The organism is Paracoccus sediminis, from assembly GCF_900188295.1.
GTDB classification, from domain to species: Bacteria; Pseudomonadota; Alphaproteobacteria; order Rhodobacterales; family Rhodobacteraceae; genus Paracoccus; species Paracoccus sediminis.
The window spans coordinates 158,316-174,036 of record NZ_FZNM01000004.1 but is presented as its reverse complement, the minus strand read 5'-3'; the positions used below and the strand labels follow the sequence as shown (position 1 = coordinate 174,036).

Here is a 15,721-nt window from a genome sequence, read left to right as displayed (position 1 = left end):
TGCCAGCCTGTCCCAGCTCAGCCCTGATGCGGTGCCCGCCATAGCCCCCACTTGCCGTCTGACGCGGCTTTCTGTTGCAGCGCCGATACGGATGGCGCTGCCCCTGTGGCGGTTTTACATCAGTTTGCGGCGGCGTGTCACCTCGATATTCAGCTCGGTCAGTTTCTTGCGCAGCGTATTGCGGTTTATTCCCAGCAGGTCGGCACATCTCAGCTGGTTTCCGCCCGTGGCATCCAGGGCCACCTGCAACAGCGGCCGTTCGATTTCCTGCAGGATGCGGTCATAAAGACCGGGGGGCGGCAGGCTGTCGCCATGCAGGTCGAAATACCGTTGCAGATGCGCCTCGACCGAGTCCGAGAGGGGGCCGTTGCCGGTGCCAAGCTGATAGCCGGGCGAGACGAGGCCTTCGCTTGCAGGCTGTGCGAAGGCACTGGGCGCCATGGGAATCGGGGCCGGGCGGGCGATGCCCTGCTGGTTCAGGGCCTCGCGCATCTCGGACGCGGTGATGGTGGCGCCGCTGGCGGTCAGGGCCAGGCGGCGCATCATGTTTTCCAGTTCGCGCACGTTGCCGGGAAAGGCATGCACGCGCAGCACCCCTGCGGCGTCGTCACCCAGCGTGCGGTCGGGCAACCCTTGGGCCGCGGCGCGCGCCAGCAGATGACCGGCCAGCGGCAGGATGTCATCGACCCGCGCGCGCAGCGGCGGCACCGTCACCGTCACGCCTGCCAGCCGATAATACAGGTCCGACCGCAGCCGCCCCGAAGCCACGTCCGCCTGGGGATCCGGGCCGGTGGTCGCCACGATGCGCGGCGCCGTGGCGCGGTCGGGACCGCTTTCCAAGGCCTCGATCAGACCGATAAGACGCGCTTGGGCAGCCGGCTCGAAGCCGGCCGGGTTTTCGATGACGACCGTGCCGCCACGCGCCTTGTCGGCGGCGCGGGCAATGGAATCTTCGGCCGCGTCGGCCGAGGTAAGGACGGCAAGCCCCTGATCGCGCCGGTCCGACAGGTCGTGGAACGACCGGGCGATGGTGGTCTTGCCCACACCCGGTTCGCCCGCGATCAGCACGGGCAGGTCGGCGTTCAGGACGCGGGCCACCATGCGGAACAGCGCCTGCATGGCGGGCGCGTGGCCGATCAGCGGCATGGCCGGATCGGCGGCGGGGCGCGGCGCCGGGATGGCATCGGGCAACGGGTCGGACCTGCGCGGGCGGCGCGACAGGGCCTGGTTCGCCTTGGTCATCAGGTCGGGCAGGTCGAAGGGCTTGGGCAAGTATTCAAATGCTTCGGCTTCGGTCGCGCGGATGGCGGTGACGATGGTGTTCTGGGCGGAAATCACGATGACCGGCAGGTCGGGCCGCGCCTCGCGGATGGCGGGGATCCGGTCGATCCCGTTGCCGTCGGGCATCATCACGTCGGTGATGACCAGATCGCCGCGCCCTTCCTCGACCCATTTCGACAGTTGCGCCAGACTGCCGGTGGCATGGACGCGGCAGCCTGCGCGGGTCAGCGCCTGGGTCAGCACCGTGCGGATGGTGCGGTCGTCGTCGGCGATCAGAACGGTTCCGTCCATGGCGCGGGTCCTTATGCCTTGGGCAATGATATGCGGAAAACGGTGCGGCCGGGGCGCGAATCCACGCGGATCAGCGCGCCGTGGTCGGTGATGATCTTGCTGACCAAGGCCAGACCCAGCCCGGTGCCGTTCTCGCGCCCCGACACGAAGGGTTCAAAGATCTGGTCGGCGATGACGGGGGGCAGGCCGGGACCGTTGTCCTCGATCTCGATCTGCAAGGGCAGCGGGCGGCCGGATGGATCGGATTCGTCCGGGGGCAGGCGCAAGGTGTGGTCGTAAAAGCTGCGCAGCCGGATGGTGGGATGGTCGGTGTCCTTCAACGCCTCGGCCGCGTTCTTGACCAGGTTCAGGCAGACCTGCGTGAACTGGTCGGCATCGGCCAGGGCATCCGGCAGGGACGGGTCGTATTCCGCGACGATGCCGATCTTCTTGGCAAAGCCCACGGCGGCGGACCGGCGGACCTTTTCCAGCACGTCGTGAACATTGACCGGCCGCAGGTTCGGGGCCGAGGTGTCGCCGAAGCGTTCCACCTGTTCCAGCAGCGACACGATGCGTTTCGATTCGCTGACGATCATCTCGGCCATCTCGCGATCGTCGGCAGAGGCGTTCATGCCGATCAGCTGCGCGGCGCCGCGAATGCCCGCCAGGGGGTTCTTGATTTCGTGGGCCAGCATCTCGGCCATGCCGATGGCGCTGCGCGCGGCGGTGCGCACGGCGCGGTTCTGCGATTGCAGGCCCGCCTCGTCCAGGGGCACCAGCAGCAGCGTCATCGCGCCGCCGATCGGCCCGGCCGGTCCGGCATGGACCAGGGCGCGGCGTTCCTGATGTCCGCCCACGCGGTCGCCGATCTCGAACCGGACATTGGGCTGATACAGCGCCTCGTCGGTGGCGATCACGCGGTCGATCAGCGGCGACAGCGGCGGCAGGATGCGCAGGCGGGTGCCCATCTCGTCGCCGTCCAGGGTCCGCCCCAGGGTGGAATTGCGCGAGATGTTCAGCCACACCTCGGCCGCGTCGTTCATCGCGGCAACCCGGCCTTTCTCGTCCAGCACCAGCGCAGGCAGCGGCAGGGCGTCCCAGCCCGGACCGGGGCACACCTGATCGAAGCCCGCCGGGCTGCGCCGTGTCATGCGGCCACCCGCGCATCGCCGAAGGCCCGCCGGATCAGCGCCAGCGTCGCCGCGGGGCTGTCGGCCCGCAGCATCCGGTCGCGCAGGGGGGCGCCGTTCGCGTCGGCATACCAGCCCAGATGCTTGCGGGCGACACGCAGGCCCAGGTCGGTGCCATGGAAATCCAGCATGTCTTCGTAATGTTCGGCCACCGCATCGGCCAGGGCATCGCCCTGCGGCACCCTGGGCGCAGGGCTGCCCACCAGGTCATGCGCGATCTGCGCCAGCCGCCAGGGCGCCCCCTGGGCGCCGCGCCCGACCATCACCGCATCCGCCCCCGAGGCCGACAGGGCGGCGCGCGCCGACGCCCCGTCCACCACATCGCCGTTGGCGACCAACGGCGGGCGGCCCGGCAGGTTCGCCACCGCGCGGATGCGGGTCCAGTCGGCCCGACCCTTGTAGAATTGCGCGCGCGTCCGGCCATGCACCGTCAGCATCCTGACGCCCGCATCCGTCGCGCGGCGCGCCAGATCGGCCGCGTTCAGGCAATCGTCGTCCCAGCCCAGCCGCATCTTCAGTGTCACGGGCACGTTGACCGCGCTCACCACCGCGTCGATCAGCGTCAGCGCGTGGTCCAGATCGCGCATCAGCGCCGCGCCCGACAGCCCGCCCGTCACTTTCTTGGCCGGACAGCCCATGTTGATGTCGATGATCCGCGCGCCCATGCCCTGCACGATCCGGGCGGTTTCGGCCATCGCGCCCGCTTCGCGGCCCGCGATCTGCACGCTGACAGGCAGCGCGCCTTCGGTCAAAGCCTTGGCGCGGACAGCGGCGCGGGTGGACGGGCGCGGCGTCACCATCTCGGTCGAGGCGACCATTTCGCTGACCATCAGCCCGGCGCCGTATCGCGCAACGGCACGGCGAAACGGCAGATCCGTGATTCCCGCCATCGGTGCAAGAAACACCGGCGGTCCCAGCCGCGTGTCGCCAAGAATGATCGGTTCGCCGAACTGCATGTGTCGTTCCTTTACCCGCCACCTGCCTGCTGCAAGATCGTCGATGCAGGGGGTGCTGCCGCGTGTTTCATCAGACGGTCGAAAGCCTGTTATATAGGCATGCCGCCTATTTTCACAGCAGCGCCGGAGTCCGGGAAAATGTCGCGAAGATCCGACCGCATTGCCGCAATCGCGGTGGCGAAACCCGTAGCAGATGCGTAGATGAAAGGAAATCACAAGGGGGACAGGATGTTCCTGTCGGTTTTCGATCTGTTCAAGGTGGGCGTCGGCCCGTCGTCGTCGCACACGATGGGGCCGATGGTCGCCGGCGCACGCTTTCTGGACGATTTGCGCCAGCAGCCGTTCAAGGCCCACGGCGTAAAGGCCAGCCTGCACGGCAGCCTGGCCTTTACCGGCAAGGGCCATGCGACCGACCGCGCCACGATCCTGGGCCTTGCGGGCTTCGTGCCCGCCACGCTGGACGCCGAGGCCGCCGAGGCGGCGCTGGCGGCGAACCGCGATACCCGCCTCCTGTCGCCCGAGGGGCTGGGCGATCTGGCCTTCGACCCCGACCGCGACCTGCGCTTCGATTACGACCATGCGCTGCCGGGCCACGCCAACGGCATGACCCTGTCCGCGACCGACGCGCAGGGCGACGTGATCTTCCACCGCGTCTATTATTCCATCGGCGGCGGCTTTGTGCTGACCGATCAAGAACTGGCCCGCAAGGGGGACGAAAAGCGCAGCGATGACGCACCCGCGGTGCCGTTCCCGTTTGCCAGCGCGGCCGAGATGCTGGCCATGGCCAAGGCGTCGGGCAAAAGCATCGCCCGGATGAAGCATGACAACGAACGCGTCTACCGCTCGGACGCCGAGATCCGCGACGGACTGATGCGGATCTGGCAGGTGATGCGCGACTGCATGGACCGGGGGCTGACCAGCGACGGCATCCTGCCGGGCGGGCTGTCGGTGAAGCGCCGCGCCAAGGCGATCCACGAAAAGCTGCTGGCCGAACGCGGCATGAACCTGACCGCGCCCCATGTCATCAACGACTGGATGTCCACCTATGCCATGGCCGTGAACGAGGAGAACGCGGCCGGCGGCCAGGTCGTCACCGCGCCTACCAACGGCGCGGCAGGCACCGTGCCGGCCGTGATCCGCTATTGGCTGGACCATGTGCCGGGCGCGTCCGAACGCGACATCCCCGAATTCCTGCTGACAGCGGCGGCCATCGGCGGGCTGGTCAAGCACAACGCCAGCATTTCCGGCGCCGAGGCGGGGTGCCAGGCCGAGGTGGGCAGCGCATCCGCGATGGCGGCGGCGGGACTGGCGGCTGTGCTGGGGGGCACGCCGGAACAGGTCGAAAACGCCGCCGAAATCGCCCTGGAGCATCACCTGGGCATGACCTGCGATCCGGTGCGGGGGCTGGTGCAGGTGCCCTGCATCGAACGCAACGGGCTTGGCGCGATCAAGGCGGTCAGCGCGGCCAGCCTGTCCCTGCGCGGCGACGGCACCCATTTCGTGCCGCTGGACGCCGCGATCGAGACGATGCGCCAGACCGGCCGCGACATGTCGGACAAATACAAGGAAACATCCCTGGGCGGGCTGGCGGTCAACGTGCCGAACTGTTGATGGGATACAGCGGCGGGCTGCCGCCGCAGGGTCTGTGATCGGCTTGCCCCGGCGGCGGCCGGTTGCTAACGCTGGCATGACAGTGATCCCCTGAAGAAGGCTGACCGATGACCCCGCGTCTTGCATTCATCGCGCTGATGACCCTGCCGCTTGCCGCCTGCGAAGGCGTGACCATCCCCGGCATGGACCGCGCCGCCCCCCTGGTCGAAGGCCACAAGGGCCCGCCCGGCGTGTCGCCGCTGGAACAGCCCATTGAAACCGGAACCGAAATGAGGCCCGTGTCCACCGCCGAGGCCGCGACCTACAACACCGCCGCCTTCAGCGCGCGCGGAAACGAGCCGTTCTGGGCCGTCGATGTCGCGGGCAGCACCGCCCTTTACAAGACGCCGGACAACCAGAACGGCCGTCCGATCCGCGTGAACCGCCTGGTCTTTGCGCAGGGTGTCGAATACATCGGCGTCCATGCGGGCCGTCCCTTTGCGCTCAACATCCGCGCAGCCGAATGCCGGGACAGCATGTCGGGCCAGGACTTTCCCTTTAGCGCGCGCCTGACCGTTTCGGGCAACACGCAGACCGGTTGCGCGGCCGCCGCCACCGCCGAGACCGCCCAGGCCGTCGCCGCCACCCGCGCCCCCGCCCCGGCCACGCCGCGCGCGACCACGAACAGCCCACGACCCGCCGCGTCCCGCCCCGCAGCGGTCCCTGCCGCAGCCGCGGCAGCCGGTGCGGAAACGTCGGCACCGGCCCCCGCATCCCAGCCCGCGGCCAGCCCTGCCCCCACCGCGCCCGCGTCGGAAGGCACGGGCGACCTGCCGCCCCCGCCCACCGCCAGCGGCACCCCCGCGGCGACCGCCGCGCCGATCGTGCCGGAATTGCGGGTTCTTCCCCCGGCCCAGTCGACCGGCGCCGACACGACCGCGACCGAACCCGCCGATTGACCCGCTGACCGCCCGCTGCGGCATCCGGGACGCACCCGCGCGGGCATGATGCGCAGCCGGGCTGTCAGGGAACCGGTTTGCCGTCTATGATCCGGCCAAACGCCAACGAGGACATGCCACCATGCGCCGATCCCCCCTTGCAGGACGCCTGATGGCGACCACCCTGCCCATCGCCCTGGTACTGGGTTCGGCCGGCACGACCGCTGTGGCGGAACCGATGTATGGCCGCAGCATGTCCACCTATGGCCTGCCCGGCGGCATCGACACGCCCACGGCCGAAACGCTGCCCGATGGCACGCTGGGCGCGACGGTGTCCTGGTCGGATTATGCGCGGCGCAGCAATATCGTCTTTCAGGCGTTGCCGGGGCTGACGACCGTGCTGCGCTATTCGCGCATCGACGGAATCAACGATTACCGCGACAACGGCTATATCACCGACCGGTCGCTGGATCTGCGCTATCAGGTGCTGGACGAACAGGGCTGGCGTCCCGCATTGGCCGTGGGCTTGCAGGATTTTCTGGGAACCGGCGTCTATTCGGGCGAATACATCGTCGCCACCAAGACGGTGACGCCGTCGGTCCGCGTGTCCGCCGGTCTGGGCTGGGGCGTGCTGGCGGGCAAGCCGCGCACCATCGATATCGACGACGAAGGCGGCACGCCGAACGTCGACGACTGGTTCCGGGGCGGCGCCAGGCCCTTCGCCTCGGTCAGTTGGCAGGTCAACGACCGGCTGAGCCTGGTGGCCGAATATTCCAACACCGATTATGTGGCGCGGTACAGCAACGGCCAGGTCTTCCAGCAGGGCGACGAGCCGGGCAGCAGCCTGAACCTTGGCGCCTATTACAGCTTCGGCCGCGCCTATCAGGTGGGCGTTTATTCGATCGGCGGGAACTCCTTCGGCGCGCAGTTCTCGATCGCCCTGAACCCCAGAGAGGCGCCCTATCCCTCGGGCCTGGAAAAGGCCCCGGCCCCGGTGCGCCCGCGCCCGTCGCCCGGTGCTGACCCCGACGGCTGGTCGGGCGTCTGGGCGCAGGATCCGACCGCGCAACCCGCGATCCAGGCCGCGCTTGGCGATGCGATGGCCGACGAAGGGCAGATCCTGGAAAGCATGGCCCTGTCGTCCAGCCGGGCCGAGGTGCGGCTGCGCAACACCCGTTACATCAACCAGGCCGAGGCCGTCGGCCGCACCGCGCGGCTGATGACCCGCGCCCTGCCCCCGTCGGTCGAAACCTTCGTCATCACCTCGACCGCCGAAGGCTTGCCGACATCGTCCGTCACCTTGCGCCGGTCCGATGTGGAACGCCTTGAAAACACCGAGGCTGGGCAGATCGCCGCCGCCTCGGTGCTGTCCGATGCCCCGGCGGGCGCGCCCGGACTGGTGCGCAGCGAAGGCGTCTATCCCCGGTTCCGCTGGTCGATCAAGCCCACGCTGAACCTGGGCATTTTCAGCGCCGAGGACGGGTTGACCCACGAAGTCGGGGCCGAGGCACGCGCCAGTTACGAAATCGCGCCGGGCCTGGTCCTGACCGGCGCCCTGCGCCAGCGGGTCTTTGGCAATATTGAACGGCGCGGTCCCGGCATTCCCGGTCAGCGCGGCGAATACTATACCGCCGAGGAGTACGAGGCCGACCCGTCGCTGGAAACCACGCCCGAAGGCGTGCCGCGCGTCCGGTCCGACACGCGCATGTATTCCGGCAACGACAGCCCGGTGATCCCGGAACTGACGCTGGCCTATTACGCCAAGCCCACGCCGGCGGTTTACACCCGTGTCACCGCGGGCCTGCTGGAACGGGCCTATGGCGGCGTTTCGGCCGAGGTTCTGTGGAAGCCTGCGGGATCGCCCCTGGCCCTGGGGGCCGAGGTGAACCGGGTCCGCAAGCGCGACTTCGACCAGCTTTTCGACTTTCGCGACTACGAGGTCACGATGGGCCATGTCTCGGCCTATTACGAATTCGCGAACGGGTTCACGGCGCAGGTCGATGTCGGCAAGTATCTGGCGGGCGACAAGGGCGCGACCGTCAGCCTGACGCGCGAATTCGCGAATGGCTGGCGGCTGGGGGCCTATGCGACCAAGACCGACCTGTCGTCCGAGGAGTTCGGCGAGGGCAGCTTCGACAAGGGCGTCACCCTATCGATCCCGCTGGGCTGGGCGACCGGGCAACCCTCGCGCGAGCGGGTCAACGCCAACCTGCGGTCGCTGTCGCGCGATGGCGGCGCGCAGTTGAACGTGCGGGACCGTTTGTACGACCAAGTGCGCGAAAGCCATTCCGTCAAACTGTATGAAGGCTGGGGGAGGTTCTGGCGATGAACGGCGCGTTGAAGATCACGCTGGCGGCGTCGCTGGTGGCCGGGCTTGCCGCCTGCGGCAACGACGACGAACGCAGCGGCCCGTTGGGCGTCCTGGCGCAGACCGCCAGTCAGGTGGTGGCGCAGCGCCGGGCCGCCGACCAGCCCGTGGTGGCGCCCAAATCCCCGCAGGAAGCTGCGGCCGAGGCGCTGCGTGTCAACCCCGGCCCGCTGATCCAGGCCGGTTTCGAAAGCCTGGACCGCACGCAGGTCATGGCGCTGACCGGCCAGAACGGCGCCCTGCGCACCTACATGACCCCCGCCGAGGAGGCGCTGATCCTGCGCGGCGGGATGCTGGTCGGCACGCGCGGCCTGGGCCACGACCTGTCGGTGGCGGAACCGCAGACCGAAACGCTGATTCGCGCGGGGGCCACGGGCACCGGCGTGCGCATCATGCGCTATTTCGCCGGCGATGGCGTCGAACGCCCCTTGCAGTTTTCCTGCACCGTGGGCGCGGGTCCGCGGCCCGGCGTGACGGTCGAAAGCTGCCAGGGCCATGGCACCAGTTTCCAGAACAGCTACATGGTTGCGGGGGGCCAGATTGCCGTGTCGCGCCAATGGATCGGGCCGAACCTGGGCTATGTGACGATCCAGACGCTGCGGCCCTGACCCGACAACCGAAACCGGCCCCTGCGGGCCGGTTCCCCGTCAGGCGCGGGTGCCGGACAGATAGGTGTCGATGGCCGTCCGCACGCCCTGTTTCTGCACCAGCGTCAGCTTGCGGGCAAAGGCTTCCCGGAAAACCGGATTGCCGGCCAGCGGCCCGAACACTGTCTCATTCTGCAAGAAGGCCAGCGGATCGCGCCGCGAGGCCAGCGCGTATTCCCGCAACTGGGCATGGTTGTCGTCGTTCGGCGCGATGGCATTGCCCGCCTCGTCCGTGCCTTCGCAATACCGGCACCAGAACGCCACTTCTTGCGCAAGGCCGTCCACGTCCGCATCGGATTTCAGCGTATCCGCCAGAACCGGCAGGATGAATTTCGGCTGCCGGTTCGATCCGTCCAGGCACAGGCGCAGGATGGTGTCGCCGATCTCGGGGTTGGCGAATCGGCTGACGATCAGTTCCAGGTATTCGTCATAGCTGACGCCGGGGATCGGTTGCAGGGTCGGGATGATCTCGCGCGTTTCCAGGGCGCGCAGCCAGGCCTCGATCTGGGGATCGGCCATGGCATCGTGAACGAAATGGTGCCCCAACAGGGCCGAGGGATAGGCGATGGCCGCATGGCCCCCGTTCAGGATCCGCAGCTTCATCAGTTCGTGCCGGCTGACATCGGCCACGAATTCCGCCCCGACCCTTTCCAGCGGCGGGCGCCCCTGGGGGAAATGATCCTCCAGCACCCATTGGCGGAACGGCTCGCAGACCACGGGGGCGGCGTCGGCGATGCCGAAACGGTCGCTGACCAGGCTGCGTTCGCGGTCCGACGTGGCGGGGGTGATGCAATCGACCATCGAGTTCGGAAAGGCCACATGGCGCCGGATCCAGTCCGCCAGGGCCGGGTCGGACAGTTGCGCCAGTTCCGTGACCGTGCGGGCGCAGACATGACCGTTTTCCGGCAGATTGTCGCAGGACATGACGGTGAACGGTTCGGACCCTGCATCCCGCCTGCGGCGCAGCGCGGCCAGAATCATGCCGAACACCGTTTTCGGCGCGTCGGGATGGGCCGCGTCATGGGCGATATCGGGATGGGCTGCGTCAAAACCGTCGGTCTTGGCATCGACGTAATAACCCCCTTCGGTGATCGTCAGCGACACGATGCGGATGGCGGGATCGGCCATGGCATGAACGACCGCCTGCGGATCGATGGGCACGAAATCGATCATCGACCCGATGACCCGCGCGTTCAGCCCGTCCGGATCCAGTTCGACCACGGTGGTCAGCCAGTCCTGCCCGGCCAGCCGGTCGCGCATCGCCGCATCGCCCGGCCGCACGCCCGCGCCGATCAGGCCCCAGTCATGGCCCTCGCCCATCTCGAACAACTGGTCCAGATACCATGCCATGTGGGCGCGGTGAAAATTGCCCACCCCGACATGAACGATGCCGCGGCCCAGGGCACCACGATCGTAACCGGGGCGGCCCACGGTGTCGGGAAGGGCCGACAGGGTGGTTTCAGACAGGTTGACGGCCATGCTTGGACCTTTCGTCAGGGGATGCGGGGATGGACGGCCTCAGCTCATCCACTGTCCGCCATCCACGTTATAGGTTTGGGCGACGATGTAATCGGCCTCGGGGGTGGCCAGAAAGATCGCCATGCCGGTCAGGTCGGCGGCGGTGCCCATGCGGCCGAACGGAACGGCCTCGCCGACCTCGCGTTTCTTCTGGCCGGGGGCCTTGCCTTCGTATCTGGCAAAGAACGCGTCCACCCCGTCCCAGTGTTCGCCATCGACCACGCCGGGCGCGATGGCGTTCACGTTGATGCGGTGCGCGATCAGGTTCAGGCCCGCCGACTGGGTCAGGCTGATGACGGCGGCCTTGCTGGCGCAATAGACGGCGACCAGCGGTTCGCCCCGGCGCCCGGCCTGGGACGCCATGTTGATGATCTTGCCACCCTGCCCCCGCGCGATCATGCCGCGCGCGACCGCCTGCATCATGAACAGCGTGCCCGACACGTTGACCGCAAAGATGCGATCGTAATCGGCGCGGGCGATGTCGGCGATGGGCGCGGCGGTGAACAGGGCGGCGTTGTTGACCAGGATGTCGATGCCGCCAAAGGCATCCTCGACCGCCGCCACGCAGGCGTCGATGGATGCCTGGTCGGTGACGTCCAGCCGCACGGCGATGGCGTCGCTGCCCAACGCCCTTGCAGCCTGTTGCGCGGCATCCAGGTTGATGTCGCAGATCGCCACCCGCGCCCCCTCGGCCAGATAGGCGCGGGCGAATTCCAGGCCGATTCCCCGAGCCGCGCCGGTGATAAGGGCGCGCTTGCCGTCAAGCCGCTTCATCCGATGCGGTCCCCCTTGGTGTCGAACGTGTGGATTTTCCCCTCGTCCGGGGTCAGCCAGACGGTGTCGCCGTGATGCAGGTTGACCTCTCCGGTGGACCGGACGGTCACGGTTTCGGCCATCCCGGTGTCCTCGACATAGAAAAAGCTGTCCGAGCCGAGGTGTTCGGACACGCCCACCCGGCCCTTCCACTTGCCCCCGTCCGCCGAAATGCGGATGTGTTCGGGCCGCACGCCGATGGTGGTGGCACCGTATTCCGCCGCCGCCGTGCCGGAAAACAGGTTCATCCGGGGGCTGCCGATGAAGCCCGCGACAAACACGTTGCGAGGGCGGTGATACAGATCCAGCGGGCTGCCCACCTGTTCGATCCGGCCGGCCTGCAACACCACGATCTTGTCGGCCATGGTCATCGCCTCGACCTGGTCGTGGGTGACATAGATCATCGTGGTCTTCAGGCGGTTGTGCAGTTCGCTGATTTCCAGCCGCATCCCCACGCGCAGCGCCGCGTCCAGGTTGGACAAGGGTTCGTCGAACAGAAAGGCCGAGGGTTCGCGCACGATGGCCCGCCCGATGGCGACCCGCTGACGCTGCCCGCCCGACAGCTGGCCGGGGCGGCGGTCCAGATAGTTCGTCAGGTTCAGCGCCTTGGCCGCCGCCTCGATGCGGCGGTTCTGTTCGTCCTGCGGCATCCCGGCCATCTTCATCGGAAAGGCGATGTTCTTCCTGACCGACATGTGCGGATACAAGGCATAGCTTTGGAACACCATCGCCAGCCCGCGTTTCGCGGGGGATGCGTCGGTCGCGTCCTTGCCGTCGATCAGGATGCGCCCGCCGCTCACGTCCTCCAGCCCCGCGATCAGGCGCAGCAGGGTGGACTTGCCGCAGCCGGACGGTCCCACGAAGACCACGAATTCGCCGTCGTCGATATCCAGATCCAGCGGCGGGATCACCTCGACCTCGCCGAACCGCTTGGCCACGCCTTGCAGGGTTATCTGTCCCATGTGTTTCCCCTTATTTCACGGCGCCGAAGGTCAGGCCGCGGACCAGTTGCTTCTGGCTGAACCAGCCCAGGATCAGGATCGGCGCGATGGCCATGGTGGACGCCGCCGACAGCTTGGCCCAGAACAACCCCTGCGGGCTGGAGAAACTGGCGATGAAGGCCGACAGCGGCGCCGCGTTGGTGGTGGTCAGCTGGATGGTCCAGAACGCCTCGTTCCAGGCCAGGATGATGTTCAGCAGCAGCGTCGATGCGATGCCGGGGATCGCCATGGGCGTCAGCACATACAGGATCTCGTCGCGCAGGGTTGCGCCGTCCATCCGCGCGGCTTCCAGGATCTCTCCGGGGATTTCGCGGAAATAGGTGTACAGCATCCAGACCACGATCGGCAGATTTATCAGCATCAGCAGGACCGTCAGGCCGATGCGGGTGTCCATCAGCCCGGTGCGCAGGAAGATCAGATAGATCGGCACCAGCACCGCCACGGCGGGCATCATCTTGGTGGACAGCATCCACATCAGGATGTCCTTGGTCCGCCTGGTGGGCGAAAACGCCATCGCCCAGGCTGCCGGGATCGCCACGATCAGCGCCAGGATGGTGGATCCGACTGCCAGGATCACCGAATTGGTAAAGGGTCGCCAATAGTTGTTCTGCGACTGGACGGTCTGATAGCTTTCCAGCGTCAGCGACGGGATCAGGTCGAAACCGGCGATGGCCTCCTGCTCGGTCTTGAGGCTGGTGATGATCGTGTAAAGGATCGGAAAGAAGATCAGCAGGGCCACGAACCACGCGGCGGCGGTCCAGCCGATCTTGGCGTTGCGGGATGTCGCGCGTGCCATATGTACCCCCTCAGTCCAGGTTCTTGCCGACGGCGCGCATCAGGAAGACGGCGATGACGTTGGCCAGGATGACGGCGATGATGCCCCCCGCCGCCGCGCCGCCGATGTCGAAGTTCAGACGCGCCGCGCGATAGATCAGGAAGGTCAGGTTGGTGGATGCAAAGCCCGGACCGCCGTTGGTCGTGACCAGGATTTCCGCATAGATGCCCAGCAGGAAGATCGTCTGGATCAGGATCACCACGGTGATCGCGCGGGCCATATGCGGCAGCACCAGATACAGGAACCGGGAATGGGCGGGCGCGCCATCCATCTCGGCCGCTTCCATCTGTTCGGTATCCAGCGATTGCAGCGCGGTCAGCAGGATCAGCGTGGCGAAGGGCAGCCATTGCCAGGCCACGATCAGGATGATCGAGGTCAGCGGATACTGCGCGAACCAGTCCACCGGCTGCGCGCCAAAGAACTGCGCCACGTCCGCCAGCACCCCATAGGATGGATGCATAATCATGTTCTTCCAGATCAGCGCCGCGACCGGCGGCATCACGAAGAACGGAGAAATCACCAGAATCCGCACGATCCCCTGCCCCCAGATCGGCTTGTCGATCAGGATGGCGATGCCGATGCCGCCCACGACCGTGATGAACAGCACCCCCAGGACCAGGATCAGGGTGTTCTTGATCGATTCCAGAAAGGCCGGGTCGGTGTAGAAATACTGGTAATTGAACCATCCCGCCCAACTGGTCATGCCGGGGTTCAGCAGGTTATAATTCAGAAAGGAATAATACAGCGTCATGCACAGCGGCACGATCATCCAGATGAACAGCAGGATGATGGCGGGCGCCCGCATCAGCCGGGCAAGACCTTGTGTCTGGCGGGTGGCCATGGCGAAGAACTCCCTTGGGCGGCGGGGCCATCGGCCCCTTGTGGTCACCGCCCGGAGGAGGGGCCGGGCGGTGCCGTCACAGGCAACGGGGTGACACTCGTTACTTGATGTAGCCTGCGCGCGTCATCTCGCGCGTGGTGTTGGCCTGTGCGGTGGCCAGCGCGTCCTCGGCCGACATCTGTCCGGCCAATGCCGCCGAAAACTGCTGCCCGACCGCCGTGCCGATGCCCTGGAATTCCGGGATCGCCACGAACTGACCGCCGGTATAGGGGATGTCCTGCACCGAGGCTTTCTGCGGGGTTGCCGCATTGATCGCCGAAATGGTCATCGCCGCGAAAGGCGCTTCCTTCTGGTAATCGGCATTCTCGTACAGCGAGGTCCGCGTGCCCGGAGGGGCCGCGCGCCAGCCTTCCTTGCTTGCGACCAGTTCGGTATAGCCCTTGGATGTCGCCCAGGCGATAAAGGTCTTGGCCGCATCCTGCGCATCCGACGATGCCGGGATCGCCAGCGACCAGGCCCAAAGCCAGTTGCCGCGGTTGTCCAAGCCTTCCTTGGTCGGGAACTTGGCAAAGCCGACGTTATCGGCCACGGTCGAGGTTTTGGGATCCGTCACGAAGCTGGCGGCCACCGTGGCGTCGATCCACATGCCGCATTTGCCCTGCTGGAACAGCGACAGGTTTTCGTTGAAGCCGTTGGACGATGCGCCGGGGGGACCGTATTCGTTCATCATCGCCAGATAGTCGGTGGTCGTTTCCTTCCATTCGGCGCTGTCGAACTGGGGTTTCCAGTCGGTGTCGAACCAACGCGCGCCATAGCTGTTGGCCATGGCGGTGATGAAGCCCATGTTTTCGCCCCAGCCCGGCTTGCCGCGCAGGCAGATGCCGTATTGTTCCTTGGACTTGTCGGTCATCGCCTTGGCGGCGGCCATGATGTCGGTCCAGGTCGGTTCTTCCGGGATCGTCACGCCCGCGGCCTCGGCCAGGTCGGTGCGATACATCACCATGGCCGATTCGGCATAGAAAGGCGCCGCATAGAGTTTGCCGTCCACCGACAGCGCCTCGCGCACGGCGGGGATCAGGTCATCGACGGCATAGTCTTCGTCGAACTCCAGCGGCACCAGCCAGCCCTGCTTGGCCCAGATCGGAACCTCGTAGGTGCCGATGGTCAGGACGTCGTACTGGCCGCCCTGCGTCGCGATGTCGGTGGTGACGCGCTCGCGCAGGATGTTTTCCTCCAGCGTCACCCATTCGACGGTGATGCCGGGATTGGCGGCGGTGAATTCGCTGGTCAGGCCCTGCATGCGGATCATGTCGCCGTTGTTCACGGTGGCGACCGTCAGGGTCACGTTGTCCTGCGCGGCGGCAAGGCCGGCGGTGGCGCACAGCGCCGTCGCGCCCATCAAGGCGCGAAGTGTGGTGGTCATGCTATTCCTCCCCTTGTCGTTTGGGCATTTGCCATATCGACGGGCAAATA

At 67.0% G+C, this 15,721-nt stretch carries 13 protein-coding genes; 4 read left to right on the top strand and 9 right to left on the bottom strand.

Going from position 1 to position 15,721, the window contains the following annotated elements:
* Positions 1-114: 114 nt before the first annotated feature.
* From CHB77_RS08485 to dusB, 3 genes are read right to left on the bottom strand one after another with little or no spacing between them, the layout of a single operon-like run.
* On the bottom strand, positions 115-1,572 hold the full coding sequence (locus CHB77_RS08485) for a response regulator (RefSeq protein WP_089387766.1): 1,458 nt from the start codon (positions 1,570-1,572) through the stop codon (positions 115-117).
* A gap of 11 nt (positions 1,573-1,583) precedes the next feature.
* The gene (locus CHB77_RS08480; protein ID WP_089387765.1) at positions 1,584-2,702 is read right to left on the bottom strand and encodes a two-component system sensor histidine kinase NtrB; all 1,119 of its coding nucleotides are present in this window, start codon (positions 2,700-2,702) and stop codon (positions 1,584-1,586) included.
* Positions 2,699-3,697, bottom strand: a complete 999-nt coding sequence (dusB, locus tag CHB77_RS08475; protein ID WP_089387764.1) for a tRNA dihydrouridine synthase DusB — start codon at positions 3,695-3,697, stop codon at positions 2,699-2,701. Before dusB ends, CHB77_RS08480 begins: the two co-directional genes overlap by 4 nt.
* Positions 3,698-3,925: 228 nt before the next feature.
* Between dusB and CHB77_RS08470 the strand changes: the two genes are divergently transcribed.
* The 4 genes from CHB77_RS08470 to CHB77_RS08455 all read left to right on the top strand — a co-directional run bounded on the left by CHB77_RS08470 (position 3,926) and on the right by CHB77_RS08455 (position 9,201).
* Positions 3,926-5,308: an L-serine ammonia-lyase gene (locus CHB77_RS08470; RefSeq protein WP_089387763.1), complete on the top strand. Its 1,383-nt coding sequence runs from the start codon at positions 3,926-3,928 to the stop codon at positions 5,306-5,308.
* Positions 5,309-5,415: 107 nt separating this feature from the next.
* Positions 5,416-6,246, top strand: a complete 831-nt coding sequence (locus CHB77_RS08465) for a hypothetical protein (RefSeq protein ID WP_089387762.1) — start codon at positions 5,416-5,418, stop codon at positions 6,244-6,246.
* A 151-nt stretch (positions 6,247-6,397) separates the two neighbouring features.
* Positions 6,398-8,554, top strand: a complete 2,157-nt coding sequence (locus CHB77_RS08460) for a YjbH domain-containing protein (protein WP_242626579.1) — start codon at positions 6,398-6,400, stop codon at positions 8,552-8,554.
* Positions 8,551-9,201 carry a YjbF family lipoprotein gene (locus tag CHB77_RS08455; RefSeq protein WP_089387760.1) on the top strand — a complete coding sequence of 217 codons (651 nt, stop codon included), beginning with the start codon at positions 8,551-8,553 and terminating at the stop codon, positions 9,199-9,201. Before CHB77_RS08460 ends, CHB77_RS08455 begins: the two co-directional genes overlap by 4 nt.
* A 39-nt stretch (positions 9,202-9,240) precedes the next feature.
* Here the strand turns inward: CHB77_RS08455 and CHB77_RS08450 are convergent, their stop codons facing one another.
* The 6 genes from CHB77_RS08450 to CHB77_RS08425 form a co-directional block, all read right to left on the bottom strand.
* Positions 9,241-10,719 carry a mannitol dehydrogenase family protein gene (locus tag CHB77_RS08450; protein WP_089387759.1) on the bottom strand — a complete coding sequence of 493 codons (1,479 nt, stop codon included), beginning with the start codon at positions 10,717-10,719 and terminating at the stop codon, positions 9,241-9,243.
* Between the two features lie 39 nt (positions 10,720-10,758).
* Complete coding sequence (locus tag CHB77_RS08445; RefSeq protein WP_089387758.1) at positions 10,759-11,532, bottom strand: L-iditol 2-dehydrogenase; 774 nt, start codon at positions 11,530-11,532, stop codon at positions 10,759-10,761.
* Positions 11,529-12,533, bottom strand: coding sequence for an ABC transporter ATP-binding protein (locus tag CHB77_RS08440; protein WP_089387757.1), 1,005 nt, complete (start codon positions 12,531-12,533; stop codon positions 11,529-11,531). The genes CHB77_RS08445 and CHB77_RS08440 overlap by 4 nt, the downstream gene beginning before the upstream one ends.
* A gap of 10 nt (positions 12,534-12,543) precedes the next feature.
* Positions 12,544-13,368: a carbohydrate ABC transporter permease gene (locus CHB77_RS08435; protein ID WP_089387756.1), complete on the bottom strand. Its 825-nt coding sequence runs from the start codon at positions 13,366-13,368 to the stop codon at positions 12,544-12,546.
* A 10-nt stretch (positions 13,369-13,378) separates the two neighbouring features.
* Positions 13,379-14,248, bottom strand: coding sequence for a carbohydrate ABC transporter permease (locus tag CHB77_RS08430; RefSeq protein ID WP_089387755.1), 870 nt, complete (start codon positions 14,246-14,248; stop codon positions 13,379-13,381).
* 100 nt (positions 14,249-14,348) lie between these two features.
* On the bottom strand, positions 14,349-15,671 hold the full coding sequence (locus tag CHB77_RS08425; protein WP_089387754.1) for an ABC transporter substrate-binding protein: 1,323 nt from the start codon (positions 15,669-15,671) through the stop codon (positions 14,349-14,351).
* Positions 15,672-15,721: the final 50 nt, after the last annotated feature.